This window comes from Streptomyces sp. NPDC003038 (assembly GCF_040611115.1).
GTDB lineage: Bacteria > Actinomycetota > Actinomycetes > Streptomycetales > Streptomycetaceae > Streptomyces.
In genome coordinates this window covers 1-26944 of record NZ_JBEXNN010000020.1, presented here as the reverse complement: position 1 = coordinate 26944, position 26944 = coordinate 1, and the positions used below count along the sequence as shown (strand labels likewise).

29 protein-coding genes are annotated in these 26944 nt (G+C 71.2%); 15 read left to right on the top strand and 14 right to left on the bottom strand.

Annotated elements, in window-relative coordinates:
• The 11 genes from ABZX75_RS23360 to ABZX75_RS23310 all read right to left on the bottom strand — a co-directional run bounded on the left by ABZX75_RS23360 (nt 1) and on the right by ABZX75_RS23310 (nt 9020).
• Nucleotides 1–981: a PDR/VanB family oxidoreductase gene (locus ABZX75_RS23360; protein WP_355413553.1), complete on the bottom strand. Its 981-nt coding sequence runs from the start codon at nt 979–981 to the stop codon at nt 1–3.
• A complete protein-coding gene (locus tag ABZX75_RS23355) occupies nt 938–1660 on the bottom strand; it encodes a response regulator transcription factor (protein WP_355413551.1) in 723 nt (240 codons plus the stop codon). The genes ABZX75_RS23360 and ABZX75_RS23355 overlap by 44 nt, the downstream gene beginning before the upstream one ends.
• Before the next feature lie 148 nt (nt 1661–1808).
• A complete protein-coding gene (locus ABZX75_RS23350) occupies nt 1809–2744 on the bottom strand; it encodes an alpha/beta hydrolase (RefSeq protein ID WP_355413549.1) in 936 nt (311 codons plus the stop codon).
• A 79-nt stretch (nt 2745–2823) separates the two neighbouring features.
• Complete coding sequence (fabG, locus tag ABZX75_RS23345; protein WP_355413547.1) at nt 2824–3585, bottom strand: 3-oxoacyl-ACP reductase FabG; 762 nt, start codon at nt 3583–3585, stop codon at nt 2824–2826.
• Between the two features lie 23 nt (nt 3586–3608).
• Nucleotides 3609–4661 (bottom strand): diiron oxygenase, encoded by a 1053-nt coding sequence (locus ABZX75_RS23340; RefSeq protein WP_355413545.1) that lies wholly within the window; start codon nt 4659–4661, stop codon nt 3609–3611.
• On the bottom strand, nt 4658–6169 hold the full coding sequence (locus tag ABZX75_RS23335) for a DHA2 family efflux MFS transporter permease subunit (RefSeq protein ID WP_355413543.1): 1512 nt from the start codon (nt 6167–6169) through the stop codon (nt 4658–4660). Before ABZX75_RS23335 ends, ABZX75_RS23340 begins: the two co-directional genes overlap by 4 nt.
• A 15-nt stretch (nt 6170–6184) precedes the next feature.
• Nucleotides 6185–6736: a hypothetical protein gene (locus ABZX75_RS23330; protein WP_355413542.1), complete on the bottom strand. Its 552-nt coding sequence runs from the start codon at nt 6734–6736 to the stop codon at nt 6185–6187.
• A complete protein-coding gene (locus ABZX75_RS23325) occupies nt 6733–7290 on the bottom strand; it encodes a beta-ketoacyl synthase chain length factor (RefSeq protein WP_355413541.1) in 558 nt (185 codons plus the stop codon). The genes ABZX75_RS23330 and ABZX75_RS23325 overlap by 4 nt, the downstream gene beginning before the upstream one ends.
• Nucleotides 7287–8438, bottom strand: a complete 1152-nt coding sequence (locus ABZX75_RS23320; protein WP_355413539.1) for a beta-ketoacyl synthase N-terminal-like domain-containing protein — start codon at nt 8436–8438, stop codon at nt 7287–7289. The genes ABZX75_RS23325 and ABZX75_RS23320 overlap by 4 nt, the downstream gene beginning before the upstream one ends.
• Entirely contained in the window at nt 8413–8748 is a 336-nt protein-coding gene (locus tag ABZX75_RS23315; RefSeq protein ID WP_355413537.1) for an acyl carrier protein, read from the bottom strand. The genes ABZX75_RS23320 and ABZX75_RS23315 overlap by 26 nt, the downstream gene beginning before the upstream one ends.
• Nucleotides 8745–9020 (bottom strand): acyl carrier protein, encoded by a 276-nt coding sequence (locus tag ABZX75_RS23310; RefSeq protein ID WP_355413535.1) that lies wholly within the window; start codon nt 9018–9020, stop codon nt 8745–8747. The genes ABZX75_RS23315 and ABZX75_RS23310 overlap by 4 nt, the downstream gene beginning before the upstream one ends.
• 33 nt (nt 9021–9053) lie before the next feature.
• On the opposite strand from ABZX75_RS23310, the gene ABZX75_RS23305 reads away from it, so the two are divergent.
• Nucleotides 9054–9734: a 4'-phosphopantetheinyl transferase superfamily protein gene (locus ABZX75_RS23305; protein WP_355413532.1), complete on the top strand. Its 681-nt coding sequence runs from the start codon at nt 9054–9056 to the stop codon at nt 9732–9734.
• Here ABZX75_RS23305 and ABZX75_RS23300 read toward each other — a convergent pair.
• On the bottom strand, nt 9634–11082 hold the full coding sequence (locus ABZX75_RS23300) for a long-chain fatty acid--CoA ligase (protein WP_355413530.1): 1449 nt from the start codon (nt 11080–11082) through the stop codon (nt 9634–9636). The genes ABZX75_RS23305 and ABZX75_RS23300 overlap by 101 nt on opposite strands.
• Nucleotides 11083–11406: 324 nt before the next feature.
• On the opposite strand from ABZX75_RS23300, the gene pabB reads away from it, so the two are divergent.
• From pabB to ABZX75_RS23280, 4 genes are read left to right on the top strand one after another with little or no spacing between them, the layout of a single operon-like run.
• Nucleotides 11407–13539 (top strand): aminodeoxychorismate synthase component I, encoded by a 2133-nt coding sequence (gene pabB / locus ABZX75_RS23295; RefSeq protein ID WP_355413528.1) that lies wholly within the window; start codon nt 11407–11409, stop codon nt 13537–13539.
• Nucleotides 13536–14348 carry an aminotransferase class IV gene (locus tag ABZX75_RS23290; protein ID WP_355413526.1) on the top strand — a complete coding sequence of 271 codons (813 nt, stop codon included), beginning with the start codon at nt 13536–13538 and terminating at the stop codon, nt 14346–14348. Before pabB ends, ABZX75_RS23290 begins: the two co-directional genes overlap by 4 nt.
• Nucleotides 14348–14806, top strand: a complete 459-nt coding sequence (locus tag ABZX75_RS23285) for a MaoC family dehydratase N-terminal domain-containing protein (RefSeq protein ID WP_355413523.1) — start codon at nt 14348–14350, stop codon at nt 14804–14806. The genes ABZX75_RS23290 and ABZX75_RS23285 overlap by 1 nt, the downstream gene beginning before the upstream one ends.
• Nucleotides 14803–15264: a MaoC family dehydratase gene (locus ABZX75_RS23280; RefSeq protein ID WP_355413521.1), complete on the top strand. Its 462-nt coding sequence runs from the start codon at nt 14803–14805 to the stop codon at nt 15262–15264. The genes ABZX75_RS23285 and ABZX75_RS23280 overlap by 4 nt, the downstream gene beginning before the upstream one ends.
• A gap of 125 nt (nt 15265–15389) precedes the next feature.
• Here the strand turns inward: ABZX75_RS23280 and ABZX75_RS23275 are convergent, their stop codons facing one another.
• Nucleotides 15390–15827 carry a hypothetical protein gene (locus ABZX75_RS23275; protein WP_053675327.1) on the bottom strand — a complete coding sequence of 146 codons (438 nt, stop codon included), beginning with the start codon at nt 15825–15827 and terminating at the stop codon, nt 15390–15392.
• Between the two features lie 298 nt (nt 15828–16125).
• Here ABZX75_RS23275 and hemL point away from each other — a divergent pair, with 298 nt between their 5' ends.
• The 7 genes from hemL (at nt 16126) to ABZX75_RS23240 (ending at nt 23261) form a co-directional block, all read left to right on the top strand.
• Nucleotides 16126–17460, top strand: a complete 1335-nt coding sequence (hemL, locus tag ABZX75_RS23270; RefSeq protein ID WP_355413519.1) for a glutamate-1-semialdehyde 2,1-aminomutase — start codon at nt 16126–16128, stop codon at nt 17458–17460.
• On the top strand, nt 17457–18194 hold the full coding sequence (locus ABZX75_RS23265) for a histidine phosphatase family protein (protein WP_355413517.1): 738 nt from the start codon (nt 17457–17459) through the stop codon (nt 18192–18194). Before hemL ends, ABZX75_RS23265 begins: the two co-directional genes overlap by 4 nt.
• Nucleotides 18195–18345: 151 nt before the next feature.
• Entirely contained in the window at nt 18346–18981 is a 636-nt protein-coding gene (locus tag ABZX75_RS23260; protein WP_355413515.1) for a TlpA disulfide reductase family protein, read from the top strand.
• Nucleotides 18982–18985: 4 nt separating this feature from the next.
• Nucleotides 18986–19783, top strand: a complete 798-nt coding sequence (locus ABZX75_RS23255) for a cytochrome c biogenesis protein CcdA (RefSeq protein ID WP_355413513.1) — start codon at nt 18986–18988, stop codon at nt 19781–19783.
• A 13-nt stretch (nt 19784–19796) separates the two neighbouring features.
• Entirely contained in the window at nt 19797–21608 is a 1812-nt protein-coding gene (locus ABZX75_RS23250; protein WP_355413511.1) for a cytochrome c biogenesis protein ResB, read from the top strand.
• Nucleotides 21605–22717, top strand: a complete 1113-nt coding sequence (gene ccsB / locus ABZX75_RS23245; RefSeq protein WP_355413509.1) for a c-type cytochrome biogenesis protein CcsB — start codon at nt 21605–21607, stop codon at nt 22715–22717. Before ABZX75_RS23250 ends, ccsB begins: the two co-directional genes overlap by 4 nt.
• A gap of 25 nt (nt 22718–22742) precedes the next feature.
• On the top strand, nt 22743–23261 hold the full coding sequence (locus ABZX75_RS23240; protein WP_355413507.1) for an SRPBCC domain-containing protein: 519 nt from the start codon (nt 22743–22745) through the stop codon (nt 23259–23261).
• Nucleotides 23262–23459: 198 nt separating this feature from the next.
• On the opposite strand, the gene ABZX75_RS23235 is transcribed toward ABZX75_RS23240, so the two are convergent.
• Nucleotides 23460–23879: a PLD nuclease N-terminal domain-containing protein gene (locus ABZX75_RS23235; RefSeq protein ID WP_355413505.1), complete on the bottom strand. Its 420-nt coding sequence runs from the start codon at nt 23877–23879 to the stop codon at nt 23460–23462.
• A gap of 90 nt (nt 23880–23969) precedes the next feature.
• Between ABZX75_RS23235 and ABZX75_RS23230 the strand changes: the two genes are divergently transcribed.
• From ABZX75_RS23230 to mqnP, 3 genes are read left to right on the top strand one after another with little or no spacing between them, the layout of a single operon-like run.
• Complete coding sequence (locus ABZX75_RS23230; RefSeq protein WP_355413503.1) at nt 23970–25424, top strand: menaquinone biosynthesis decarboxylase; 1455 nt, start codon at nt 23970–23972, stop codon at nt 25422–25424.
• The gene (locus ABZX75_RS23225; protein ID WP_355413501.1) at nt 25421–25894 is read left to right on the top strand and encodes a hypothetical protein; all 474 of its coding nucleotides are present in this window, start codon (nt 25421–25423) and stop codon (nt 25892–25894) included. The genes ABZX75_RS23230 and ABZX75_RS23225 overlap by 4 nt, the downstream gene beginning before the upstream one ends.
• The gene (mqnP, locus tag ABZX75_RS23220) at nt 25891–26832 is read left to right on the top strand and encodes a menaquinone biosynthesis prenyltransferase MqnP (RefSeq protein WP_355413499.1); all 942 of its coding nucleotides are present in this window, start codon (nt 25891–25893) and stop codon (nt 26830–26832) included. The genes ABZX75_RS23225 and mqnP overlap by 4 nt, the downstream gene beginning before the upstream one ends.
• Nucleotides 26833–26944 lie beyond the last annotated feature (112 nt).

Genomic DNA, 26944 nt, shown 5'->3' with positions numbered 1-26944 from the left:
TCAAAGGTCGAGCACCAGGCGTGCGCTCTTCGACCGGCCGACGCAGATCATCATCGTGTCGCCCGCCGAACGCTCCTCGTCGGTCAGGTACTCGTCCCGGTGCAGCGGTTCCCCCTCCAGGACGGGGGTTTCACAGGTCCCGCAGTGGCCCTGCTCGCACGAGTACAGGACGGAGGGGACGGCCTCGCGCACTACCTGGAGCAGGCTCTTGTCCGGTGGGACGCGCAATGTCACACCGGTGCCGCGCAGTTCCACCTCGAAGCCCGAGTCCGTCACCTGGCCCCCAGCCGCCGCCGTGAAGCGCTCCACGTGGAGCGACCCCGGCGGCAGCAGCCGGGCACAACGCTCTTCCACCGCACGCAGCAAGCCCTCGGGGCCACAGCAGTACACGGAGGTGCCCTGGGGGAGATCGCCCAGCAGTTCGTCGAGGTCGGGGAGGCCGAGCCGGTCCTGCGGCACGAGGACCGCGGTGCCCCGGGAGAGTTCCGCGACCTCGTCCACGTACGCCATGGAACGCAGCGACCGCCCGCCGTAGACGAGAGACCAGTCGGCGGACCGGCCCGGTTCGCCCAGAGCACGGATCATGGAGAGGATCGGGGTGATCCCGATACCACCGGCTACGAACAGGTAGCGTTCGGCGGCCACCAGCGGGAAGAGGTTGCGCGGCCCGTCGAAGGTGAGCCGGGTGCCCTCGAGCCGGGTCCGGTGTACCTCCTCGGACCCGCCGCGCCCCTGCGGCTCCCGCAGCACCCCGATCCGGTACGCGCCGCGGTCGGCCGGGTCCCCGCACAGGGAGTACTGGCGGACCGTCCCCGAAGGCAGGGTCAGGTCCAGGTGCGCTCCGGGGGCCCACGCGGGCAGGTCCTTGCCCTCCGGATCGACGAGTACGAGCCCCAGGACGTCTTCGGCTTCCCATTCGGCTCGCTGGACCAGCAGTTCACCGCGCGACGGTCGCTGTTCCAGGTTCTGCGTCTGTTCCATCTGTCTCGTCTTTCCGGTCTCCGGACGGGCCCCACGATCCCTGCGCCTTGTTCACCGCATCGATCCGGGACGTGGCACCGAGCTTGGCGAAGATGTTCCGCAGATGCCGCTTGACCGTCCCCTCGGTGATGGTGAGCTTGGTGCCGATCTGGCGGTTGCTGAGCGCCTGGGCGACGTACCGCAGCACTTCGTGCTCGCGCTCGGTCAGCAGGTCACGCCCGGAAACCGGTGCGGGGATCGGGCGGCCTGCGGGAGTCGGCACGGCCTCGCGCACCGCGTTGAGCAGGACCTCGCGTGATGCGCTCTTGTGGATGTATCCGCTGGCTCCTTCGTCCAGCAGTGCCTGTGTGAGCTCGTCCTGCCTGTGCCCGGTGAGGAGGATGACCTTCGCCTGCGGTACCCGGGCCCGCAGCTCCCTGAGTGTGCGCCTCGGCCCCGGGCCCGGCATCCACAGGTCGAGGAGTACTACGTCGGTGCCGTTCGCGGCGGCCTCGACCGCGGAGTGCCCGTCGGCGGCCTGGGCGACCACCTTCAGGTCCGGCTGCAGAGAGAGCAGATCGGATACCGCTTCTCGCACCAGATTGTGGTCGTCCGCGACGACGATGCGGATCGTCGTATCGCCTTCCCGGCCGTTGTCCGGCCGGTCGGGCGGCTGAGCCGCCCTGCTGCCTTTGGGCATCTCTTCCCCCCCAATCTGTTCGGGCGGCTGCCGTACTGAGAGCGGCGGCCCGGACATAACAGGGAAGCAATGTCTCCTGCCCCACCGCATGAGGAGGCCGCGAGTATGTCAGTACCCGCGACGCCCTTCACCGTGGTTGGCGGGCAGTTCACACAGCCCGTAGGGCGTCCCGCAGCGCCCGCGTCCAGTGGCCGACCGTGTCCCGGACCAGGGATGTGGGCGCCCCCCAATCCTCGAAGAGGTGGAAGGCCCCGGGTACGAAGTTCAGCTCCAGGCGCGTCCCGTGCTCGGCGAGGCGCAGCGCGTACGCGAGCCCCTCGTCCCGCAGCGGGTCGGACCCGGCCACCTGGACGTAGGCGGGCGGCAGCCCCGACAGGTCGTCGGCGCGCCCGGGGACGGCGTACGAAGGCAGCTGTGCGCCGTCCTCGCCGGCCAGGTAGAGCCGCCACATGGTCTCCACCGAGGAGCCGTTGATCACCCGCGGGTCGGCGACCTCCTTGCGGGAGGTGCCCGTCCCGCGGTCGTCGAGCACGGGCAGCAGGAGGTGCTGGAAGGCGATGGCCGGGCCGTTCTCGTCGCGGGCGCGCAGGGTGAGCCCGGCGGCGAGGCATGCGCCCGCCGAGTGACCGGAAACCGCGATGCGCGCCGCGTCGATGCCCAGCTCCGTGGCGCTGCCGGCGGTCCAGCGCAGCGCCGTCCAGGCGTCCGCGGGCGCGGCGGGGTAGGGGTGTTCGGGAGCCAGCCGGTAGCCGACCGCGATGACCAGCGCGTCCGTCTCCGTGCAGATCCGGGCGCAGTTGCGGTCTCCGGAGTCCAGGTCACCGAGGGCGAAGCCGCCGCCGTGGAAGAAGAGGACCGCGGGCAGCGGTCCTTCGGCCTGGGCCGGGCGGTACAGCCGGACCGGGACCTCGCTGCCGTCCGCGTGGGTGGCGACGGTGTCCTCGATCGACAGCCGCGGGTCCTCGTAGGGGGCGCGGGTCGACATCGCCTTGCGCATGCCCTCACGGGATGCGGGGATGTTGCCGAACATGTCGCGCTCCGGCAGGGCGGCCAGGACCGGTTCCAGCTCGGGGTGGACGTACAAGAGATCGTTCCCTTCAACTTCACATGTGACGTGTATGGACATGCGTGGCGCATGAAGTCCATGAAATGCATGACAAAGGTCAGTGCCCCATGCACAGCCCGCCGTCCACCGGGATCACCGCACCGGCCACATAGGCGGCCTGGTCACCGGCGAGCCAGGTGACCGCCCCCGCCACCTCCTGCGCGGAGGCGCTGCGCGCCATCGGGATGTCGCGGAGCTTGTCCTGCCGGGCCGCTTCGGTCAGGGCGGCCGTCATGTCCGTGTCGATGAGACCGGGTGCCACGACGTTGGCGACGACATTGCGCGCGCCGTACTCACGGGTGATGGAGCGGGCGAGCCCGACCAGACCGGCTTTGCTCGCGGCGTAGTTGGTCTGGCCCGCGCTGCCGTAGAGGCCCGCCACGGACGACATGAGGATGAGCCGGCCCCGGCCGGCCTTCAGCATCGGAGCGATCGCGCGCCGCGAACACCGCCACGCCCCGGCGAGGTTGGTGTCCAGTACCCGCAGGAACTGCTCTTCGCGCATCCGGAGGAGAAGGCCGTCCGCGGTCATTCCCGCGTTGGCGACCAGGATCTCGACCGGGCCGAGCTGCTGCTCCACCGCCTTGAAGGCGGCGTCCACGGAGGCGCTGTCGGTGACATCGCACTCCACGCCGAAGGTCCCCTCGGGCACCTGCGCGTCGCGGTGCGTGACGGCGACCCGGTCGCCCTGGGCGACGAAGGCCTCGGCGATCGCCGCGCCTATCCCGCGGTTGCCGCCGGTGACGAGCACGGTGCGGGCCCTCTGTCCGCCGGTCCCCGCGCCGGTCACTTTGGGGCTCTCTTCAGCTGCCTGGTCCATGGCTTCGGTATGTCCGTTTCTGGTCAGGCCGCGGGCGCGGCGGCGGCGTCGGAGTCGGTGATGCTGCGCGACCAGTCGAAATCGACCTTGTCGAGGGCGTCCAGCCGCTCGACGAGGCCGTGCAGACCGGTGAAGTCCTGGACCAGCCGCTTGCGGCCGCCCGCGGACTGGATGTCGTCGAGCATCTCGTGACCGCCGCGTATACCCGTTTCGTCCATGATCCGGTGCCAGGTGGTGAAGTCGTTGCCCACGAACGCCTCCAGTCCCGAGACCAACGAGTTCAGGAAGAACTGCCGTTTCCCGGCGTCCAGGTCGGCGTGGACCCGCTCCGCGAGCACCGATGAGATCGAGGCGTGGCAGTACTCGTCGCGGTTGTGGATCCGGACCGTGGCGCTGTTCACCGGCTGGATCTCCTCGTCCTCGGCGATCAGGTTCAGGTACGCGTTGATGGATATCTCGGCGACGGTCGCGAAGGCGAGCGTGGTGAGCGAGCGTTCCCACTCTTGCGTGTAAGAGTCGCGCAGCTCCTCGTGGCGCCGCACGATGAGCGGCTTGGGCAGCGATGCGTCCGCGAACGCCTCCCCCCGCTTGCGCCGGGTCACGGCGCTCGCGTTGAGGTGCATCAGAGTGTGGTATTGCTCGTCGACCATCGCCTGCGCCAGGCTGCGCTGCATCAACTCGCCGCCCAGCTGAGGGAAGTAGCCGTCCAGACCCAGCTGGAAGGCAGGGTTGACGACCTGCCCCTCCAGGAGCACCGTGGTGCGGTTGTACGAGACCCATGCCCAGCTCAGCAGCAGGGAACGGTCCTCGGGGGTCAGTGCCAGGAAGGTGGGGTGGTCCCGGAACGGCAGGATCTTCTCCGGGTAGTCGTCCCGAGTGACGTCGTACAGCGCGTCGAGATCGGGTTCCTCGCGCTTCACGGCAGCGCGGCGGTGCCAATTGCCGGCGAGCCGCGTGATCACCGCCGTCTCGGCGGCGTCGTCGGGACGGTGCGCAGGCAGTCCGGGGGGCAGCACCCCGGTCGAAGCCGCTTCGTCCTGCCGGCTGCTCTGCTCACTGTTCTGCCGACTGCTCATCGTCCTCCTCCTCGTACGGTTTGCTTGGACGGCGCCGACGGCGCCGCAGGTCGGGCTTCGTCCGCGGGGCCGGTCCCCGGGTCCGTGAGCCACAAGGCGATCGCCCCGGCCAGTACGGCGAGCACGGTGCACACCGCGAACACCGTGCGGAAAGCGCTCACCCCCGGGCCGCTCAGCGCCGCGATCAGGGCGGCGAAGGCGCCGGTGCCCATCGCCGCACCCACTTGGCGTGACGTCATGACCATTCCGGCGCCGGCCGCGAACCGGTGCGGTGGAAGCGAGCCCGCGGCCGTTGCGGACAGGGTCGTCATCACGGCTCCGATCCCCACACCGCCGATCACGTTGGCGGGCAGCCACACCAGCAGGAAGTCCGGCTCGCTGCGCAGCCCCACGGCCCAGATGCCGCACTGCACGGCGAACAGCAGCGCACCCGTGACCACCACGGCCCGCTGGTGCCTACGGGGCATCCGCCCGGCCAGCACCGACACGACCACGGAGACCAGGGCGCCCGGCGTCAGCGCCAGGCCCGCCTGGAGCGGCGAGTAGTGCCAGATCTCGGCGGCGAACAGCGGCGAGGCCAGCAGCCAGCAGTACATCGCCGCGCCGAACAGCAGGAACGAGGCGTTGGCCACGGCGAACTTGCGCGTGCGCAGCAGCGACAGCTCCAGCGCGGGTACGCGGTGCCGCCGCGAGCGGGTTAGCGCCAGGGCCAGCAGCAGCGCGCCGCCGGCCAGCACGGCCAGGAACTGCGGGCTGTCCCAGCCCCAGGCGCTGCCCTTGGTGAGGGCGGCGACCAGCCCGCCCACCCCCAGCATCAGGGCCACGGTGCCGATCAGGTCGGGGAGGGCCGCGGCCTGTGCACGGATACGGGGCAGTACCCACCACGCCAGGGCGAGCAATGCGGCGCCGAGCGGCACGTTGACCAGGAATACGGCGGGCCAGCCGAAGCTGTGCACCAGGAATCCGCCGAGCGGGGTGCCCACCGCGGCCGCGGCGGAGGAGGACGCGCCCCACAGGCCGATCGCCTTCGCCCGTTGCTGCGGGGCGCGCGACGCGAGCAGCAGCCCGAGCGAGGACGGGATCATCCCGGCCGCGAACAGGCCTTGCAGCGCGCAGAAGGCGATGAGCACCTCCACAGTCGGCGCGAGTGCGCACAGCAGCGAGGCGAGGGTGAAGCCGGCCACGGACAGGTTGAACAGTTTTCGCAGCCCGATGACGTCGGCCAGCCGTCCGGCCGGCGCGAGCGCGGCGGCGAAAACGACGGTGTAGCCGCTCACGACCCAGGACAGCGACGGCAGCGAGGCGTCGGGGAAGCTCTTGGGGAGTTCCGGGAAGGCGATGTACACCACGGAGACGCCGAGGAACGCGATGAAGGTCGCGCCGCATGCCGTGAGCAGGGTCGCTCCGGGACGCGTGTAGGGCGGAGCGGTGGACGCGGACCCGGACGGGGAGGGGGATCCACCTGTCTGGGCCGGTGTCGGGGCCGGTGTCTGGGCCGATGCGGACATTTCTGGTGACAGCTCCTAGCTACCGGTGGTCTCGGTGTGGAAGCGGCATACGGATCCCCCGGTCCGCATGCATTCCTTGGCGGTGTCGGTGACCTCGACGCCGAGTCCCTGGAACCAGCCCCCGCGCATCTGCAGACAGGGGCAGTCGTAGCCCTCCAGGGACCGGGCGGCCTTGAGCATCTTCAGCGCGAAGTGTTCGGTGATGACCGTGTCCACCCCGCCGCCCTCGATGTCGGTCTCCGTGTGGGAGCGCAGCATCCGCTCGTTGGTCATGACGCGGGTGAGGCCGTCGACGGCGGCCGCCAGTTCCTTCGGACAGGCCGGATCGGGCGCGCCTTCGCGCTGCTCGTACCAGGAGCCGACCCGGCGGCTGACGAAGGAGATCGCCTCGGCGTTGATCTCGTTGGCGACGTCCTGACCGAAGCGCTTCTTGACGCCCTGGTACCAGCGGGCGTCGTGTAGCCACCAGAACTGCCGCAGCGCGTCGGTGAGTTCGTTTTCCAGCTCGCTCACCGGTACCTGCGCGGGAGCGGGGACGAGTGGATCCGTACGGGGCTGCGCGCTCATGATGACTCCGCCTCTCGTACGAGAACGCCGCGCCCGGACGAGACCAGCAGCGCGGTCGCCGACCCGGTCGCGTCCTCCTGAAGGGACAGTTCGACCATGAGCAGCAGGGCCGCGTCCGCCTCGCCGTCCTCGAAGAGCAGCTCGGCGTAGTCGAGCGCGGCCTGTTCCTGATCGCCTTCGGGGCTGAAGCAGACCACCGGCCCGCGCAGCTGCCATTTCGTGGCGATGTAGCCGACGACGGCATTGGGCACCGACTGGAAGAACAGCAGCGGCTGTATGGGCCGTCCGGCCTCCACGGCAGCGCCCACCTCGCGGTCGGTGGCGAAATCACCAAGCCTGCTGACGACCACCACGGCGGTGTGCTCCCGCGCCTGTGCCGGAGCCGGGGCCTCGCCGTAGTGCCGCCGCAGGCAGCGGTCCGCCGCCTCGGCCGCCAGCGGGCTGAAGGAAGACACCACGAAGCCAGGCAGCCTGGGCGGTCCAGCCTCCACATCGTCCTGGGCCTCGGGCCAGGAGGCCCGCGCCAGCACCGCGGTCGTGCCGGCCGTGCTCATATCGCCTCCAGAACCAGGGCCGTGTTGGCGCCGCCGAAGGCCGCGTTGAGCGAGACGACCGTCCGGGGCCGTACCTGTCGGGGAACCTCCAGCACCAGGTCGAGCCGGCAGTGAGGATCCTCGCCGAGGTAGCCCGCGTTCACCGGCAGCTGTCCTTCCCGTAGTACAAGCATCGCGACCGCGAACTCCACGATTCCAGAGGCCTCCAGAGTGTGTCCGGTCAGTGATTTGGTGGAGCTGACAGGCACCTTCCGTGCCTGCGCGCCGAAGGCCCGGTGGATGGCCGCGGTCTCCGCCGAGTCGTTGTAGGGGGTACCGGTGCCATGCGCGTTGATGTAGTCGACCTGCTCGGGCGTGCGCTCGGCACGGCCCAGCGCGGCCGTGATGGCGCGGGCCATGCCGAGCCCCTCGGGGTGCGGGCGGCAGGCGTGGTACGCGTCACCCGCGCGCCCCCAGCCGAGCAGCCGGGCGAGCGGCGCCGCCCCGCGGCGGTCGGCTGCCGAAGCGGACTCCAGGACCACGGCCGCCACGCCGTCGCCGAGCAGCAAGCCCTTGCGGCCGGCGCTGAAGGGGCGCAGCCGGCTGTCGGTGGCCAGGGCGCGGCCCGCGTCGAAGAGGCCGTAGACGTCCGTGTCGACGAGGTAGCCGCCGGCCGCCACGATCCGCTCCTCGCGGCCTGCGGTGATCAATGCGGCCGCGTCGGCGATCGCCGTACTGGCCGCCACACAGGCGTTGGTGTACGTACGGGGCGTTGCCCCCAGCCCGGCGCGGGCGGCGAGTTCCGCGCCGTCGGCGGCGCCGTGGTGCCGGGCTTGCTCGGTGAGCGGACTGCGGGCCCAACGCGCGTCGGCGTGGCGCGCGAAGAGCAGCGGCGTGCGCCCCGCGAGCTCGCCCGTGATCCTGGCCTGGCCCGTGGCCCGGCCCACCACGTCGACCAGTTCGTCAAGCAGGTCGGGATCTCCGGGCAGGTGCGCGGCGTGTGTGGCGCGCCGGCGACTCACGTCGAACCGGGTGACGGGCGCGAAGGCCGGGCGTCCGATCGTGAGGGCCTCGCGCAGTACGTCCGGGCCTCTCCCGAAGGCTGTGGTCACCGACATGCCGGTGACGACGATGCCCTCGCGGTCAGCCGCCGCTCGCGGTGTCGCCAACGCGCTCACCTCCCGGGACGGCCAGGGCGGACGGGCTGGAGGGCGCAGACGGGCCCGGCAGGTCGGGCGCAACGGCCACAGCGGCCACGGCTGATCCGAGTACGTCGAGCACGCTGTCCAGCGTCACCATCCGCGTGAGCTGCGCATCGTCCAGGTCGAGCTCGACGCCGAAGCGCTCCTCGACCGTGTGGACGACCCAGGCCACCTCCAGCGAGTCGACCCGGTCCGGGACGTCGGCGGGTGACCGGTCCCCGTACGAGGCAAGGATCCGCACGAGTTCGTCCTTGGTCAGCGGGCGGGGCACGGTCACTTGGACTGCCCGGTGAGGGCCGGGTCGCCGGAGCGCTGCGCGATCCTGGCGACCAGCTCGGCGAAGGAGAGCCCGCGCAGTTCCTCCAGTTCCTCGTCATCGATCTGCACGCCGAACCGCTGCTCGACCTGCATCGCGACCTCGGCCAGCGAGAGGGACTCCAGCTCCAGACCGCCGTCTCCGAGCGGGGTGCTGTCGGTTACCTCATCGACCTCGTAGTTGAGGTCGCGGAGGGTGGACAGGAGGAACTCTCCTATGGTGTTGCTGCTCATGTGAACGACTCCAGAAGTGCCAGAGGTGTACGAGTGGAAGGTGGTGCTGACGTGCTGGTCCGGCTGGTCCGGACGGCCGAGCGGCATCCCGCCGGCGCCCCGCTTCTGCGTGCGGCGGCGGCCGTGCTGCTCGGGCTGGACGCGGCCGAGATCGTGGTCGGGCGGGAACCGTCCGGACGGCCCAAGCTCGGCGGTGCGGCCCGGGGGCTGCATGGGAGCGTGAGCCATGTCCAGGGGCTGTCCGCGGTGGCGGTCAGCCGGGTGTGTGCGGTCGGGGTCGATGTGGAACGGCTGCGGGCGGTCCCCGCGGTGGCCCTCGCCCGGCGCTGGTTCGCCGCGAGCGAGGCGGACTGGCTGGCCGGGCGTCCCGAGAGCGAGCGGCCGGCCGAGTTCCTGAGGATGTGGACGCAGAAGGAGGCCGTGGGCAAGGCCCTGGCCACCGGACTGTCCGGGGGCGGAATGATCCGACCGGTGCGGCTCGGCGGAGCACCCGGCACGGAGCTGCTCCCGGTTCCGGGTAAGCGGTTCTACACGGCGCTGCCGGACGCGCCCGAGGGCTTCGTGCTGGCCGTCGCGGCCGGGCCGCAGGCGGCCGGGGGGCGGGTCGACGTACTCATGCCACCGCCGCTCGCAGGGCTTCCGGATCGCGCCGGGGTTTGCCCGTCGCCGTCCGGGGGAAGTCGGGCAACACATACCAGCGGCGGGGGTGTTTGAACGGGGCGAGGTCACCGCCCAGTTGCTCCTGGATCCGCGCCAGGGTGGCTCCGGGCGCCGGGGTCACGTAGGCGTCGATCGCGTCGCTGTGCAGGACGACGGCCTCCGCCACCGTGTCGAGTCCGGTCAAGAACTCCTCCACCTCCGTGAGGTCCACCTTGAGCCCCCGCACGGAGATCTGGGAGTCGAGCCGCCCCAGCACGGTCACGCAGCCGGTGTACGGGTCGATCTCGGCGGCGTCATGGGTGCGCAGCCAGCCGTCCGACCAGCGCTCCGGGAGGGCGCCGGCCAGGTACGGAGAGCGGTCGAGGGCGACCTGCAGCTCGCCCTTCACCACGCGGACGCGGACGCCGGGGGCGGGGGCGCCGACCGAGGGATGGTGGTGCCCGGACATATCGGCGGCGATGATGCCGGTCTCGGTCATGCCGTAGATCTGGCTGAGCGGGACTCCGTACCGCGCCGTGAAGGACTCGGCCACCGGTACCGGGGTGCGGCCGCCCGCCGTCATCATCCGCACCAGCTGCGGTAGCCGGGGCGGCTCGGCGACCGCGGCCAGCAGCGCCACTTGCGCCGGAACTCCGAGCAGCGCCGTCGGCACCGGCGCGCTCTCGACGGTGGCGAAAATGCCCCGTACGGAGGTCTTCGCGGGCAGGACGACGCGGACGCCGGCGTGCAGCGCGTTGAGCAGACCGCCGATCAGCCCCCAGGTGTGGGAGAGCGACCCGAGGATGACCAGTTGCTCGCCGGCCCGGGGCATGCCCTCGACGCGCGCGTACCGGCGGAGCTCGGCCACGAGGTCGGGTGCGGTCCGGCCGATGACCTTCGAGGGGCCGGTCGAGCCGGAGCTCAGCTGGACCAGGACGTGGTCGGTGCGGGCGGCGCTGCCGTCCGCACGGACGGCCAGTACGGGGGTCACCTCGTGGAAGCCCCGCAACGAGCCGACGGGCCGGCTGGTGGAGATGACGAGTTGGGGGTTGGTGTGGGCGACGGCACGTTCCGTCTCGGACTCCGTCAGCCGGTGGTCGAGCACGATCACCTGAGCACCGAGCCGCCAGACGGCGAGGAGCTGAGCCACGTATTCGAAGGAAGGGGGCAGCTGTAGCGCCACGGTGCCGCCGGGCAGTAGTCCGGCCTCGCTCAGCCGCTCCTGCCGTTCGGCCACGGCGGCGCGCAGGGCCCGCCGGTCGGTTTCGGCGTCGAGGACCAGGCAGACGTCTTCCGGGTCACCGCGCAGCAGCGTCTCGTCGACCCACGCGGCGCGGGCGGCCCAGGTCGACCGGTCCGCCCCGGGGGACCGGTCGTCCCGGGCCGCGCCCAGGTGTATGTCTGCCTGCCCAGTGAACATCATTGCTCCATCCACGAATGGCTCGGATCGTTCGGCATTGATCCACATTAAGCGCCATGGAGAAGCGCATTCAACGAAATCGGATGTCACCAAAGAGGCATACCCGGCGGCCTGTTCACGCTGTTACCGTCGAGGCCGTTCCGAGGTCGGTCATGCCTGGAAGCGCGCACTGCGAGGGCTTCCGACGTTCCAGGTATCTCACCGGAACCGCCACCGCCTCGACCTCCGACTCCACTGACGGAAAACCGCCTGAATTTCCGCGCCGAAATCCGCCGTGCCTGAGGGCGTTTCCGCGCGGGCCCATTCCTTGGAGAGCAGGCTCATCTCATGCGCACGTTGATCGTGGACAACTATGATTCCTTCACCTATAACCTGGCGCACTACGTAGCCGAAGTCACCGGTGACGAACCGACCGTCATTTACAACGATGACCCGGTCTGGCGGTTAAAGCACCTCGCCGACTTCGACAATGTCATCATCTCGCCCGGGCCCGGCACCCCGGAGCGCGCATCGGACCTCGGCATCGGCGCCGAGATCATGCGCCACGGCGCCGTTCCGCTGCTCGGTGTCTGCCTCGGCCACGAGGCCCTCGCCCACGTCCACGGCGGCCGCGTCGCCCTCGCGCCGCAGCAGCGGCACGGCCGGTTGTCGCCGGTCCACCACATGGACACCGGCCTGTTCGCCGGGCTGCCTTCCCCCTTGGAGGTCGTCCGCTACCACTCGCTGGCCGTCTCCGCGCTCAGCGAGGACTTCGAGGCGACCGCCTGGACCTCCGACGGCGTGCTGATGGGTCTGAGGCACCGCCACCGACCGCTGTGGGGGGTGCAGTTCCATCCCGAGTCGATATGCACCGAGCACGGTCACGACCTGCTGGCCAACTTCTTCCGCCTCGCGGAGCGGCACAACGGCGCTCCGGGGCGGCCCGCCGGCCGCCCCGGGACGGTTCCCGCCGGTCCGCCCGTGGCGCAGCCCGTCCGGCGACTGCGCGTACACCGGGAGCAGCTGGCCACCCGATGCGATCCGGAGCTCGTCTTCGATGAGCTGTTCCGGGGTACTCCGTATGCGTTCTGGCTGGACAGCAGCCGGCCCGACGAGCAGCTCGGCCGGTTCTCCATGATGGGCGACGCCGGCGGTCCGCTCGCCCGGGTCGCCCTCGCCGACGTCCAGCGGTGCACGGTCACGGTGGAGCACGCGGGGGGCACCACCGAGGTCCACGACTCGCCTTTCCTCGACTGGCTGGACCAGGACCTGCGCCGCACCGAGACCGAGGTCCCGGACCTGCCCTTCGACTTCGCGCTGGGATGGGTCGGCTACCTCGGCTACGAGCTGAAGGCCGAGTGCGGCGCGGAGGCGGCCCGCCCCTCCCCGGACCCCGATGCGGCACTGATCTTCGCGGATCGCGTGGTGGTGTTCGACCATGCGGCCTCCACCACGTACCTGCTGGCACTGGCGCCCGATGACGACCCGTCCGGGGCGCGTTCCTGGCTCGACGAGACGGCCGCACGGCTCGCGGAACTGGCCGCCGAGGAGAGCGGGAGGGAGAACCGCTGGGGGAGCGGCCGGGACGGCGAGCAGGAGCCGCTGACGCTGGGCGCCGAGCTCCCGGTCGCCTTGCGGCACGGTCACGACCAGTACCTGGAGCTCATCGGCGCCTGCCTGGACGCCATCCGCGCCGGCGAGACGTACGAGGTGTGCCTCACCAACATGATCGAGGCCGGGGGTTCGGTCGACCCCTGGGCCGCCTACCGCTTCCTGCGCCGCACCAGCCCCGCCCCCTTCGGCGCGCTGCTGCGCTTCGACGGGCTGTCCGTGCTGAGCACCTCGCCCGAGCGTTTCCTGCGGGTCGACCGGGAGGGAGTGGCCGAATCGAAGCCGATCAAGGGCACCCGGCCGCGGGGCGCCACCCCGGCGGAGGACCGGCGGCTCATCGAGGACCTGCGGAGCAGCGAGAAGGACCGCGCCGAGAACCTGATGATCGTCGACCTGGTCCGCAACGACCTCGCGCGGTGTGCGGAGCCCGGTTCGGTCACCGTGCACAAGATCTTCGACGTGGAGACGTACGCGACCGTCCACCAGCTGGTCAGCACCGTACGGGCCCGGCTGCGTCCGGGCAGGAGCGCCGTCGACTGCGTACGGGCCGCCTTCCCGGGCGGGTCGATGACGGGCGCGCCCAAGATTCGCACGATGCAGATCATCGACCGGCTGGAGGCCGGGCCGCGCGGCATCTACTCCGGCGCCATCGGCTACTTCTCGCTCTCCGGAGCCACCGATCTGAGCATCGCCATCCGGACCGCGGTGGTCACCGCCGACCGGGTGCGGTACGGCGTCGGCGGCGCCATCACCGCCTTGTCCGACCGGTCCGAGGAATACGAGGAGACCGCCGTGAAGGCAACCCCGCTGCTGCGCCTGCTGGGCGCGGAGTTCCCGGAGCGGGTCTCGCCGGCCGGGTCCGCCCGATGACGGAACGACTGTTCGGGATGGGTGTGGGCGGCGGGCTCGTCGAGCTGCCGCCCGCGCCGGGGGTCGCCCCCTTGGCAGCTGACTCCTGGCTGGTGGAGGACGGCCGAGTACGGGAACCGAGGCGTCACCGGGAGCGTTTCGAGGCGGCTGTCGCCGAGGTGGGCGGCCCGGCGGTGGGGATCTTCTGGGAGGAGGCGATGGCCCGGGTGCCCGGTGTCGGGGACTGGTTCCCGCGAGTAGAGCTGGCGGACTCCGCCGGTGAGCTCCGGCTACGGGTGCGGGTCCGTCCCGCGCCGGAGCGTGCCGCGGACGTACGCGTCTGGGTGCCGGGGCGGCCCGACCCCAGGCGGACCCCCCGGCGCAAGGGGCCCGACCTGGTCGTCCTGGCCGGGCTGCGTGCGGAGGCGGTCGCGGCGGGCGCCTCCGAAGCCCTGCTGACCTCCGCTGACGGGTTGCTGCTCGAAGGGGCCGCCTCCAGCGTGCTGTGGTGGGAGGGCGACACGCTGTGCACGGTGGACCCGGGGCTGCCCACGCTGCCCGGGGTCACCCGGGACTGGGTGCTGGCCCGGGCGGCGGAGCTGGGCGTCGCCGTCCGTCACCGCCGCTGTGGACCGGCCGAACTGGCTGGTCGCGAGGTGTGGTTCGTCAACGCCCTGCACGGCATCCGCCCGGTCACCGGCTGGGTGGGAGCGGGGGCACCGGCCGCCGGTCCGGCCTGCCGGGCGGGGGAGTGGCGGGCTGCCTGGGAGGCTGCCGCCACGCCCGTGCCCAGGCCGGTGTCGGCCACCGGCTCCAGGGGCCCCCGCTGATGGCGGTGGACGGCGCGCTCGCGGGCACCTCGTACCCGCCGACGGAGATATACGAGGTCAGCCGCCTGAAGATCCGAGAGTTCGCCGAGGCGGTCGGCGCGCACAGCCCCGTACACACGGACCCGGAGGCCGCCCGGGCGCTGGGCCACGCCGACGTGATCGCCCCGCCGACCTTTCCGTTCCTGGTCACGCACCGGGCGAGTGACCGCCTGCTGAAGGGCCCGGAGTGGGGCTTGGAAGCTGCCCACCTCATCCATCTCGACCAGCGGATCACCCAGAACAGGCCGGTGCGGGCGGGGGACCGGCTGGCGGTCACCTTGCACCTGGACTCGGTCACGCGGCTCGGGGGCAAGGACGTCCTGCGGATGCGCGGAGAAGTACGGGACGCGGACGGCGGCCATGTGGCCGACGCCCACATGACGGTCATGGCCGGAATGCCGGAGGAGAGGAAGCCGTGACGACGACCACACCCCCGCCCGCGCCCACCGGTCGGGCGGCCGCACCGGACTACGACACGCTCACGGTGGGCGCCGAGCTGGAGCCCCGCACGTACTCCCTCACCCGGGTCGGCCTCGTCCGCTATGCGGGCGCGGCCGGGGACTTCAACCCGATCCACTTCAGCGACCGCTCGGCCCGGGAGGCGGGCTTCCCCACGGTGATCGCACACGGGATGCTGACCATGGCGAAGGCGGCCGAGCTGATCACCGACTGGACCGGTGACCCGGCGGCGCTGACCGACTTCTCCGTCCGCTTCACCAGGCCGGTGCCCGTCCCCGACGACGGATCCGGCGCCACCCTCGAAGTCCGCGGCACGGTCCAGGCCAAACTGGCGAACCGCCAGGTCAGAGTGGCCCTGGAAGTAACATGCGCCGACGTGAAAGTCCTGACCTCCGCCCGCGCGACGGTCCAGCTCTAACCTTGTGGGCCCCGGCCACGGCCGGGGCCCACAGGGCTGCGTCCGGCAGGGCCCGCCCTCGCCGAGGGCGGGACCGAGGAGGGGAACGGGTGGCGACGGCATCGCCGTCGGCGCCGTACGACCGGTCAGGGCCAGACCAGGCAGTACGGCTGGTGGCCCGCCTCGTGGAGCCGGTGGCTGAAATCCTGCCACTCGTGGAGCAGCTGGTAGACGTTGAAGGCGTCGCGGGGGCCGCCGCGGTCCGGGACGGTGGACCAGATGAAGGCGGCCGCGCCGACCGACTCCTCGCCCACTCCGCGGAGCGGGTCGACCACCGTCATGGGGAGTTTGACCACCGCGTAGTCGGGGTGCAGGACGACCAGTTCCAGCGGTGGCACCTTGTGGAGGGGTATGCCCTCGATGCCGGTCAGGACCATCGCGGCCACCGTCTCCGGCTTGATCTTGGTGAACAGGCCGCCCATGCCGAGCTCGTCGCCGCCCAGCTCCTCCGGCCGCATCGTCACCGGGACCCGGGCGGCCGTCGCGCCGTCCGGGGCGCCGAAGTACTTGTACGTCACTCCCATGCCGCGGCCCTTGGGCAGGAGGCCGTCCAGCGGCTGCGTCGGACCCGGTACCGCGTCGGCGGCCTCGGCGGCGCGGCGCCGGTGCTTGCCCCGGCGGCGGGACTCGCGGGCGCGCTGCGGGTCCAGCCCGTCCGTACCCTCGCCCGCTCCACCACCGCGTTGCATATCTCCACCCGACTGGTCTTGCCCGCCCCGGCCCCGCGGCCCCCGCCACGCAGCCTGATCATCATGGCAGTGACCTCCCCCGCGGCGGCGTGGCGAAACGCCCGTCCGCAAGTCAGTCGCGGCCTCTGAGACCATGGCTGGTGTGAGCTACCCGTACCCGTATGAAGCCCCAGTTTCGCAGACGCTCTTCGAGCGCGCCTCCCTCGTGACCCCCGGCGGCGTGAACTCTCCGGTGCGCGCCTTCCGTGCCGTGGGCGGTACGCCCCGGTTCATGGTGTCCGGCACCGGTCCGTACCTCACCGACGCCGACGGTCGAGAGTACGTCGACCTCGTGTGCTCGTGGGGACCGATGATCCTCGGCCATTCCCACCCCGCCGTGATCGAGGCCGTCCAGGCCGCCGTCGCCCGCGGCACGTCCTTCGGCACGCCCGGCGAGGGCGAGGTCGCCCTCGCCGAGGAGATCGTCGCGCGCATCGGACCCGTCGAGCAGGTGCGCCTGGTGTCCTCCGGCACGGAGGCGACCATGTCCGCGATCCGGCTGGCGCGAGGCTTCACGGGCCGCGCCAAGGTGGTGAAGTTCGCCGGCTGCTACCACGGCCACGTGGACGCGCTGCTGGCCGCCGCCGGCTCCGGGCTCGCGACCTTCGCGCTGCCGGACACCCCCGGCGTGACAGGAGCGCAGGCCGCCGACACGATCGTCCTGCCCTACAACGACCTCGAAGCGGTACGGGCGGCCTTCGCCGCGCACCCCGGCGAGATCGCCTGCGTGATCACCGAGGCCGCGCCGGGCAACATGGGCGTGGTGACGCCCGCCGAGGGCTTCAACCAGGGCCTCGCCGACGTCTGCCGCGAGAACGGCGCCCTGTACATCTCCGACGAGGTCATGACCGGATTCCGTACCAGCCGCGCCGGCTGGTACGGCGTCGACGGGGTCAAGCCCGACCTGATGACCTTCGGCAAGGTCATGGGCGGCGGCTTCCCGGCCGCCGCGTTCGGCGGCCGCGCGGACGTCATGGGGTACCTGGCCCCCGCCGGGCCCGTCTACCAGGCCGGCACGCTCTCCGGGAACCCGGTGGCCACCGCCGCGGGCCTGGCGCAGCTGCACCTGCTCGACGAGGCCGCGTACGAGAAGGTCGACGCCGTGTCGGCCGAGGTCCAGGGCCTGGTCACCGAGGCGCTGCGCAAGGAAGGCGTCGCGCACCGCCTCCAGACCGCGTCCAACATGTTCTCCGTCTTCTTCACCGAGGACGAGGTGCGGACCTACGACGACGCCAAGAAGCAGGAGAGCTTCCGCTTCAACGGCTTCTTCCACTCGATGCTGGCGCAGGGCGTCTACCTGCCGCCGTCCGCCTTCGAGTCCTGGTTCGTGTCCACCGCCCACGACGAGCGGGCGATCGAGCGCATCGCGGCCGCCCTGCCGGCGGCGGCCCGAGCGGCCGCGGAGGCCACTCCGGAGGCCACCTCATGAGCAACGACGCCACGCCCGTCGGCACGCCCGACGCCAAGGCCGACCTGACGCCCGCCGCCACGCCCGACATCACCGTCGTGCACCTGGTGCGCCACGGCGAGGTGCACAACCCGGACGGCGTCCTGTACGGCCGCCGCGAGGGCTACCACCTGTCCGAGCTGGGCCGGCAGATGGCCGACCGGGTCGCCGAACACCTGGAGAGCCGGGACGTCACCTACGTCGTCTCCTCCCCGCTGGAGCGGGCGCAGGAGACGGCGGCGCCGATCGCCAAGAGCCACGGCCTGGACGTGGCCACCGACGCGCGGCTGCTGGAGGCGCAGAACGTCTTCGAGGGCAAGACCTTCGGCGTCGGTGACGGCGCGCTGCGCAGGCCGGGCAACTGGAAGCACCTGACGAACCCGTTCAAGCCGTCCTGGGGCGAGCCGTACGTCGAGCAGGTCGTCCGGATGATGAGCGCGCTGGAGGCCGCACGCGACGCGGCGCGCGGCCACGAGGCGGTGGCGGTCAGCCATCAGCTGCCGATCTGGATCGTGCGCAGTTTCGCGGAGAAGCGCCGGCTGTGGCACGACCCGCGCCGCCGTCAGTGCACGCTGGCCTCGATGACGTCCTTCACCTACCAGGGCGACAAGCTGGTGTCGGTCGGCTACAGCGAGCCGGCCCGGGACCTGGTCCCGGTGCACCTGCTGGCGGGGGCGAAGCCGGTGAAGGGCAAGTCCAAGGCTTTCGGCGCCTGATCGGGTCCGGGCCCGCGTCGGGTTCCGGGTCCGGTTCCGGGTCCGGTTCCGGGTCCGGTTCCGGGTCGGGTTCCGGGTCCGGGAACCAGCGCCTCAGCACCCCGCCGGGGGGTGCGGTAGATCCACAAATAGCCCATGCGAAACTTTTCACATGAGCCTTAGCCGCGCCCCCCGTCGCCGCCGCTCGACCAGCGGCCGCGCCACCTTGCTGACCGCGGTGACCGTTGCGGGGGTCATGACCCTGACCTCCTGCCTCGGTTCCGACGACGGCGGCAAGCCCTCCGGCAGCGCCGGCGGCAACTACGTCAGGGGACCGGGCGGCATTTCGACCGTCGCCCAGGGCGAGCGCGCCGAGGCCCCGAAGCTCGACGGCGAGACCGTCGACGGCCGGACCCTCGACACCACCACCCTCAAGGGCAAGGTCGTCGTCCTCAACGTGTGGGGCTCCTGGTGCCCGCCGTGCCGCGCCGAGGCCCCGCACTTCGCCAAGGTCTCCAAGGAGCTGGAGGCCGCCGGCCAGCCGGTCGCCTTCGTCGGGATCAACACCCGCGACAACAGCAAGCAGAACGCGACCGCCTTCGAGGAGAGCTTCGGGATCACCTACCCGAGCCTCTACGACCCCGACGGCAAGCTGATGCTCCGCTTCCCCCAGGGAACGCTCAACCCGCAGGCGATCCCCTCCACGATCGTCCTCGACAAGGAGGGCAGGATCGCCGCCCGCACCCTGGTCGCGATCAACGAGGAACAGCTGCGCTCGATGATCGACCCGCTCCTCGCGGAGAAGTGACCCCGTGGTCACCTCGGCCACGGCCGTCCCCGCGCTCCTCACCCTCGCCGCCGAGCCGACCGGCGTGAACACGACCGTGCTGAGCGGCGCGCTGCTGCTGGCCCTGCCCATCTCCGTGCTCGCCGGGCTGGTCTCCTTCTTCTCGCCCTGCGTGCTCCCGCTGGTCCCCGGCTACCTCTCCTACGTGACCGGCGTCAGCGGCGCCGACCTCGCCGAGGCGCGGCGCGGCCGGATGCTGGCCGGCGCGAGCCTGTTCATCGCCGGCTTCACGGCGGTCTTCGTCTCCACCGGCGCGCTCTTCGGGTACTTCGGCGAGAGCCTCCAGGAGAACCGGGCGATCATCTCCCGGGTCCTGGGCGGAGTGGTGATCGTCCTGGGTCTCTTCTTCATGGGCGTGATCCCGGGGCTGACGATGCGGGAGTTCCGCTTCCACAAGAAGCCCACGGCGGGACTGCTCGGCGCGCCCGTGCTCGGCGCGCTCTTCGGCGTCGGCTGGACCCCTTGCATGGGCCCGACCCTCGCCGCCGTCAACACGCTCTCCCTCGACCAGGCGAGCGCGGGCCGGGGGGCGCTGCTGACCGTCGCGTACTGCCTCGGTCTGGGCCTGCCCTTCATCCTTGCGGCGATCGCCTTCCGCAAGGCGCTCGGCGCATTCGGCTGGGTGAAGAAGCACTATGCATGGGTGATGCGCATCGGTGGCGGCATGCTGATCCTCACCGGTCTGCTGCTCGTCACAGGAACGTGGGACAGCATCGTCAGCGACATGCAGAGCTGGACCCAAGGCGTCACGGTGGGGATCTGAGGACTTAACGCACATGAGTACGACCGACAAGGCGCCCACCGAGGCGTCGCACCCGTCCCAGGATTCCGCCGAGCACGAGCGCGAGCACGAGCGCGAGCACGAGCAGGCGTCCACGTCCACGTCCACGTCCGAGTCCGAGCCCGCGCTCGGCGCGGCCGGCGCCCAGCTCTCCACCGCCCCCCTTGAGGACAGCCCCACCGGGCCGGCCGTCGGTATCGGCGTGACCGGCTGGGTCCGCTGGTTCTGGCGGCAGCTCACCTCCATGCGGGTGGCGCTGATCCTGCTCTTCCTGCTGTCCCTGGGCTCCATCCCCGGCTCCCTCATCCCGCAGACCCAGGTCGACGCGATGAAGGTCGAGGAGTGGAAGCGGACCCACACCTTCTGGGTCCCGGCCGCCGAGAAGCTCCAGCTCTTCGACGTCTACAGCTCGGTGTGGTTCTCCGCGATCTACATCCTCCTGTTCGTCTCGCTGATCGGCTGCATCGTGCCGCGCACCTGGCAGTTCATCGGCCAGCTCACCGGCCGCCCGCCCGGCGCCCCGAAGCGGCTGGACCGGCTGCCCGCGTACACGACGTGGCGTACGGAGAAGTCCCCCGAGGAGGTGCTCTCGTACGCGAAGACGCTCCTCGCCGGGCGCCGCTTCCGTACGGAGGCGGGCGCGGGCACGGGCCAGGGCAAGAGCGCGAGCGGGGGCGCCGTCGCCGCCGAGAAGGGCTATCTGCGCGAGGCCGGGAACCTGGCCTTCCACATCGCCCTGATCGTGCTGCTGGTGGCCTTCGCCACCGGCCAGCTCTTCAAGTCCGAGGGCGGCAAACTCGTCCTGCGCGGCAAGGGCTTCTCGAACACCCTCACCCAGTACGACGACTTCAAGTCCGGCAGCCTCTTCGACTCCGACGACCTGCCGCCCTTCTCGTTCACGCTCGACAAGTTCGACGCGACGTACGAGAAGACGGGCCCGCAGAAGGGCACCCCGCGCGAGTTCAAGGCGTACGTCACCTACAGCGAGGGCGCGCACGGCGCACCCAAGCGGGCCGAGATCGAGGTCAACGAGCCCCTCGAAGTCGACGGCTCCAAGATCTACCTGCTCGGCCACGGCTACGCGCCGGTCATCTCGGTGACCGATCCCACCGGCAAGGTGGTCTACAAGGACGCCGTGCCGATGCTTCCCTTCGACTCCAACCTCAGCTCGTCGGGCGCCGTCAAGGTGCCGGACGGCTACCGGAACAAGAACGGCGACAAGGAGCAGCTCGGCTTCAACGCCATGTTCGTTCCGACCTTCGCCGGCGAGGGCAAGGGCACGATGCTCTCGCAGTTCCCGGCGCTGGACTTCCCGGTCCTCGCGCTCAGCGCCTACCACGGCAGCCTGGGCGTGGACTCGGGTCTCCCGCAGAACGTGTACCAGCTGAACACCTCCAAGATGCAGGAGTTCAAGGACGCCGACGGCGCGCTCTTCAAGCAGAAGATGCTGCCCGGCGAGACGATGACGCTGCCGGACGGTGCGGGCACGGTGAAGTTCGAGGGCATCGAGCGGTGGGCCACCTTCCAGGTGTCCCAGCAGCCCGGGAACGGCCTCGCGCTCACGGGCGCGATCACCGCCATCGTCGGCCTGGCCGCGTCGCTGTTCATCCAGCGCCGCCGCATCTGGGTCCGCGCGGTGACCGGCAAGGACGGCGTGACCGTCGTCGAGATGGCGGGCCTCGGCCGCAGCGAGTCCGCCCGGCTCCCGGAAGAGCTGGCGGTGCTCGCCGCCACGTTGCACGAGCAGGCGCCTTCGGCACCCCCGGCGTCTGAACCTGTCGAAGTCGAAGAAGGAGAGCGCGGATGACGCCGCTCGCAGCCGCAGCCAACGAGAATCTGGCTGAGATCAGCAACTACCTGATCTATTCGTCGATGGCGGTCTACACGCTCGCCTTCCTCGCGCACATCGCCGAGTGGGTCTTCGGAAGCCGCAGCAAGGTGGGCCGTACGGCCGCCGCGCTGACCGCGACCGCCGCCGCGGCCGGCGGCCCCGCCGTGCGGGTGCGGGTCCAAGGCGCCGAGGGCGCCGAGGGCGCCCGGGCCGGGAGCACCGCCGTCCTCGACAAGCCGCGGGTCGTGACCCGCTCCGCCACCGGCACCCGCGACGTCCCGGACGGCCCGGGCGCGGCAGGCGGCACCGTGCGGGGCGACATGTACGGGCGGATCGCGATCTCGCTGACCGCCCTCGGCTTCCTCGTCGAGGCGGCCGGCGTCGTCGCCCGCGCGATGTCGGTGAAGCGGGCCCCCTGGGGCAACATGTACGAGTTCTCGATCACCTTCTCCACGGTGGCCGTCGGCGCGTACCTGGTGCTGCTGCTCCTGAAGAAGAACGTCCGCTGGCTCGGCCTGATCCTGGTCACGAGTGTCCTGCTCGACCTCGGCATCGCGGTCAAGGTGCTCTACACCGCCAGTGACCAGCTGGTCCCCGCGCTGGACTCGTACTGGCTGTACATCCACGTCTCCACCGCGATCTTCTGCGGTGCGGTCTTCTACATCGGCGCGGCCGGCACGGTCCTCTACCTGTTCCGGGACGCCTACGAGAGCCACGTCGAGGCCGGCCGGCAGCCGGGCCGGTTCCGCACCTCCGTGATGGAGCGGCTGCCCTCGGCCGCCTCGCTGGACAAGTTCGCCTACCGGATCAACGCGGCCGTCTTCCCGCTGTGGACCTTCACGATCATCGCGGGCGCGATCTGGGCGGGCGATGCCTGGGGCCGCTACTGGGGCTGGGACCCCAAGGAGGTCTGGTCCTTCGTGACCTGGGTGGCGTACGCCTGCTACCTGCACGCCCGTGCCACGGCCGGCTGGAAGGGCCGCAAGGCCGCGTATCTCGCGCTCTTCGCCTTCGCCTGCTGGATCTGGAACTACTACGGCGTGAACATGGTCCTCAACGGCCTGCACTCCTACTCGGGCGTCTGACCGGCAGGAGTGGGACGCTGGTGTCATGTCTCCTGTGAGCCATGGCACCAGCGAGAGCCGCGGCGACGGCCGCTGGCGCTTGCATTTCGAACCACACCTGCCCTACGCCTACGAGGCCCTCTGGCCCGCCCTGACCACGCCGGACGGGCTGCGTCGCTGGCTGGCCGAGGCGGAGGTCCTGGAGCGCAGGCTCGGCGGGGCGGTCAGGCTGCGCCTGCCGGACAGCGGGACGGTGGTGACGGGGCACGTCACCGCGTGGGACATCGAGCGGATCGTGGAGTACACGGTGACCGAGTACGGGCGGATGCGCTTCCACCTGGAAGCGGTCGGGACCGACTCGACGGTGATCCGCTTCGTGAACGAGCGCACTTTCGACGAGAGCGGCGGGGCCCAGGCCCAGCTCCTCGAACACCTGGCCGCCTGGCACGAACACTTCGAGCTGCTGGAGTCCGCGATGGGCGGGCGTCCGGCGCACTGGGCCGCCTGGACGGACACCCACCGGGCCGAGCTGCGCGCCTCGTACGCGTCCCTCTCCAGGGCGTAGGCGACCACCGGCCCCGGCCCGCGTCCGGCCATCGCCCCCACTACGCCCGTCCGGGCGTCGCCTACGTCCCCTTCGCGGACGCGGAGCCGGTCGGCTACGGCCTGGTCCGGCGCGCGGCCGACAACTCGGGGGCGGTACGGGCCTTCGCGCGCGCGGCGCTCCAGGCGGCGGGCACCGCTTCCCCCTAGGCCGGGTCCCTCAGGGCGTGTCGCCCTTGCCCGGGTCCTTCCCAGCGTCCTTGCCCGGGTCCGGGTCGTTCTTCCCGTCCTTGTCGTCCGTGTGGTCCTTGCCGTTCCGCTCCTGCTCGTCCCGCAGGGACTTCAGGAACTCCGGGTTGTCGTCGGGCGCCACCCACTGCGTCCGGCGCGCCCGGCCGCCGCCGAAACCGCCGAAACCGCCGAAGCCGCCCCCGGCTTGCCCCTCGGCGCCCTCGACCGCGGTCCGCTTCTTGCCCGCGAACAGCCAGACCAGCGGCCCGACGATCGAGAAGAGCAGGATCAGGAGCACCCAGGCGGCCTTGGGGAGGTGCTTGACCTCTTCCTCAGGCGTGTTCAGGCAGTCGATGGCGGAGTAGATGGTCAGCGCGAAGATCAGCAGGATGGGCAGATAGCGCAGCACGGTGCGAGACCGACTCCCAGGCAGTGGCGGCGGGCCCGCGTGGGGCCCCGGTGACGCTTCCAGGGTAGTTGGTGACGGATACTGACCCCTATGGCTTACGACGATCTCCGCTCGCTGCTCCGGGCTCTGGAGCGGGAGGGCGACCTCAAGCGCATCAAGGCCGAAGTCGACCCGTACCTGGAGATCGGGGAGATCGTCGACAGAGTGAACAAGGCGGGCGGGCCCGCGCTCCTCTTCGAGAACGTCAAGGGCTCGGCGATGCCGCTGGCCATGAACGTCTTCGGGACCGACCGCCGCCTCCTGAAGGCCCTCGGCCTGAAGTCGTACGGCGAGATCAGCGAGAAGATCGGCGGCCTGCTGAAGCCGGAGCTGCCGCAGGGCTTCGTCGGCGTCCGCGAGGCCTTCGGCAAGCTCGGCTCGATGGTCCACGTGCCGCCGAAGAAGATCAAGGGCGATGCCCCGGTCCACGAGGTCGTCCTCACCGGCGACGACGTCGACCTCGACCGGCTGCCGGCCCTCTTCACCTGGCCCAAGGACGGCGGCTCCTTCTTCAACCTCGGCCTGACGCACACCAAGCACCCCGAGACCGGCGTCCGCAACCTCGGCCTCTACCGCCTCCAGCGCCACGACAAGCGCACCATCGGCATGCACTGGCAGATCCACAAGGACAGCCGCAACCACTACGCGGTCGCCGCCAAGCGCGGCGAGCGGCTGCCGGTCGCGATCGCCTTCGGCTGCCCGCCCGCCGTGACGTACGCGTCCACCGCGCCGCTCCCGGGTGACATCGACGAGTACCTCTTCGCCGGCTTCGTCGCGGGCAAGCGGATCGAGATGGTCGACTGCAAGACCGTGCCGCTCCAGGTCCCGGCCCACGCGGAGGTCGTGATCGAGGGCTGGCTGGAGCCGGGCGAGATGCTGCCGGAGGGCCCCTTCGGCGACCACACGGGCTTCTACACGCCACAGGAGCCGTTCCCCGCGCTGACGATCGACTGCGTGACGATGCGCAAGCGCCCGCTGCTCCAGTCGATCGTGGTCGGTCGGCCGCCGACGGAGGACGGCCCGCTGGGCCGGGCGACGGAGCGCTTCTTCCTGCCGCTCCTCAAGATCATCGTGCCGGACATCGTGGACTACCACCTGCCGGAGTCGGGCGGCTTCCACAACTGCGCGATCGTCTCGATCGACAAGAAGTACCCGAAGCACGCGCAGAAGGTCATGCACGCCATCTGGGGCGCGCACATGATGTCGCTGACCAAGCTGATCATCGTGGTGGACTCCGACTGCGACGTCCACGACCTGCACGAGGTGTCCTGGCGGGCCCTGGGCAATACGGACTACTCCCGCGACCTCACGGTCGTCGAGGGCCCGGTGGACCACCTGGACCACGCCTCGTACCAGCAGTTCTGGGGCGGCAAGGCGGGCATCGACGCCACGAAGAAGCTGCCGGAGGAGGGTTACACCCGCGACGGCGGCTGGCCCGACATGGTCGAGTCCGACCCGGCGACCGCGGCCCTGGTGGACCGGCGCTGGAAGGAGTACGGCCTGTGAGCCCCGCAGTGAGTGGCCCGGCCCTCCTCCTCGGCAGCCACACGGCGTACGTGTCCCTTGAGCGCCCGCGGCTCGACCCGGCGGACCCCGGTATCCGACTGGCCGCCGAACAGGCGGGCGTCTCGCCCGAGGAGTTCGTGGGTCCCGGCGACGTCTGGGCGCTGGTGTGGGACCAGGAGGACGGCGAGGGCGACGGCTTCGAGCTGCCCGGCATGCGGGACATCGAGGCGGAAGACTTCGCGGAGCGGCTGCTGGCCGCGCTCGCCACCGACGGGCCGTTCACGGTCGAGGCGGGCGAGGTGCTGCGCCTGGACGCCCGCCCGGCGGGCGCGGACGCCTACGTGTTCACGGCCCACATCACACCGCCGGGTGACTCGGGGACGCAGGAGCCTTTGTCCCTGCGGACCGGGCCCGTGCCCACCGCGGAGCTGGTGGCCGACCTCGGGGAATTCCGCCGGAGCCTCGCATGATGACCACCGCCGACGGCGTGATGGGCCCCGGTCCCGGCCCTGGCCCCGGCCCCGCGCCGCAGGCCACCGGCAGGGTCAAGGCCTTCCTGCGGCTCGTGATGATCGAGCACTCGGTCTTCGCGCTGCCCTTCGCCTACATCGCCGCTCTCACCGCCATGTTCCAGCTCGACCGGACCGTGCACTGGGCCGAGCTGCTGCTCGTCACCGTCTGCATGGTGGGGCTGCGGACCTTCGCGATGGCCGCCAACCGGATCATCGACCGCGAGATCGACGCCAGGAACCCGCGTACGGCCGGACGCGAGCTGGTCACCGGCGCCGTGTCGGTCCGCTCGGCCTGGACCGGGGCCGGGATCGCGCTCGCCGTCTTCCTCGGCTCGGCGGCGCTGCTGAACCCGCTCTGCCTGATGCTGGCGCCCGTCGCGGTGATCCCGATGGTGGTGTACCCGTACGGCAAGCGCTTCACGAACTTCCCGCACGCCATCCTGGGCCTCGCCCAGGCGATCGGCCCGGTCGGGGCCTGGCTGGCGGTCACCGGCGCGTGGTCCTGGGACGCCGTGATCCTCGGCCTCGCGGTGGGCGTGTGGATCGGCGGTTTCGACCTGATCTTCGCCTGCCAGGACGTCGCCGCCGACCGCGCGGAGGGCGTCAAGTCGGTCCCGGCCCGCTTCGGCATCCCGGCCGCCCTGTGGGGCGCCCGCGCCGCGCACGTGGTGACCACGGGCCTGCTGGCCTGGTACGCCCTGGCCACGGACGCGGGCGCGCTCTTCTGGTCGGGTCTGGCGGTCGTCGCCGGAGCCTTCCTCTACGAGCACACGATCGTGAAGCCGCACGACCTGTCCCGGCTGAACCGCGCCTTCTTCACGGTCAACGGCGCGATCGGGATCTGCCTGTTCGTCTTCGCGCTCGCCGACCTGCTGGTCCGGGGCCTGGCCCTCTAGCCCGCGCAGGGCCTAGGTGTATTGCCCCGGGAGGTTGTGGACGGGTGATGGAGGTCTCGGCTGAGGCGTCTTGAACGGGTGAGGGCCTTCCGGGTTCGGTGTGGATTGCGAC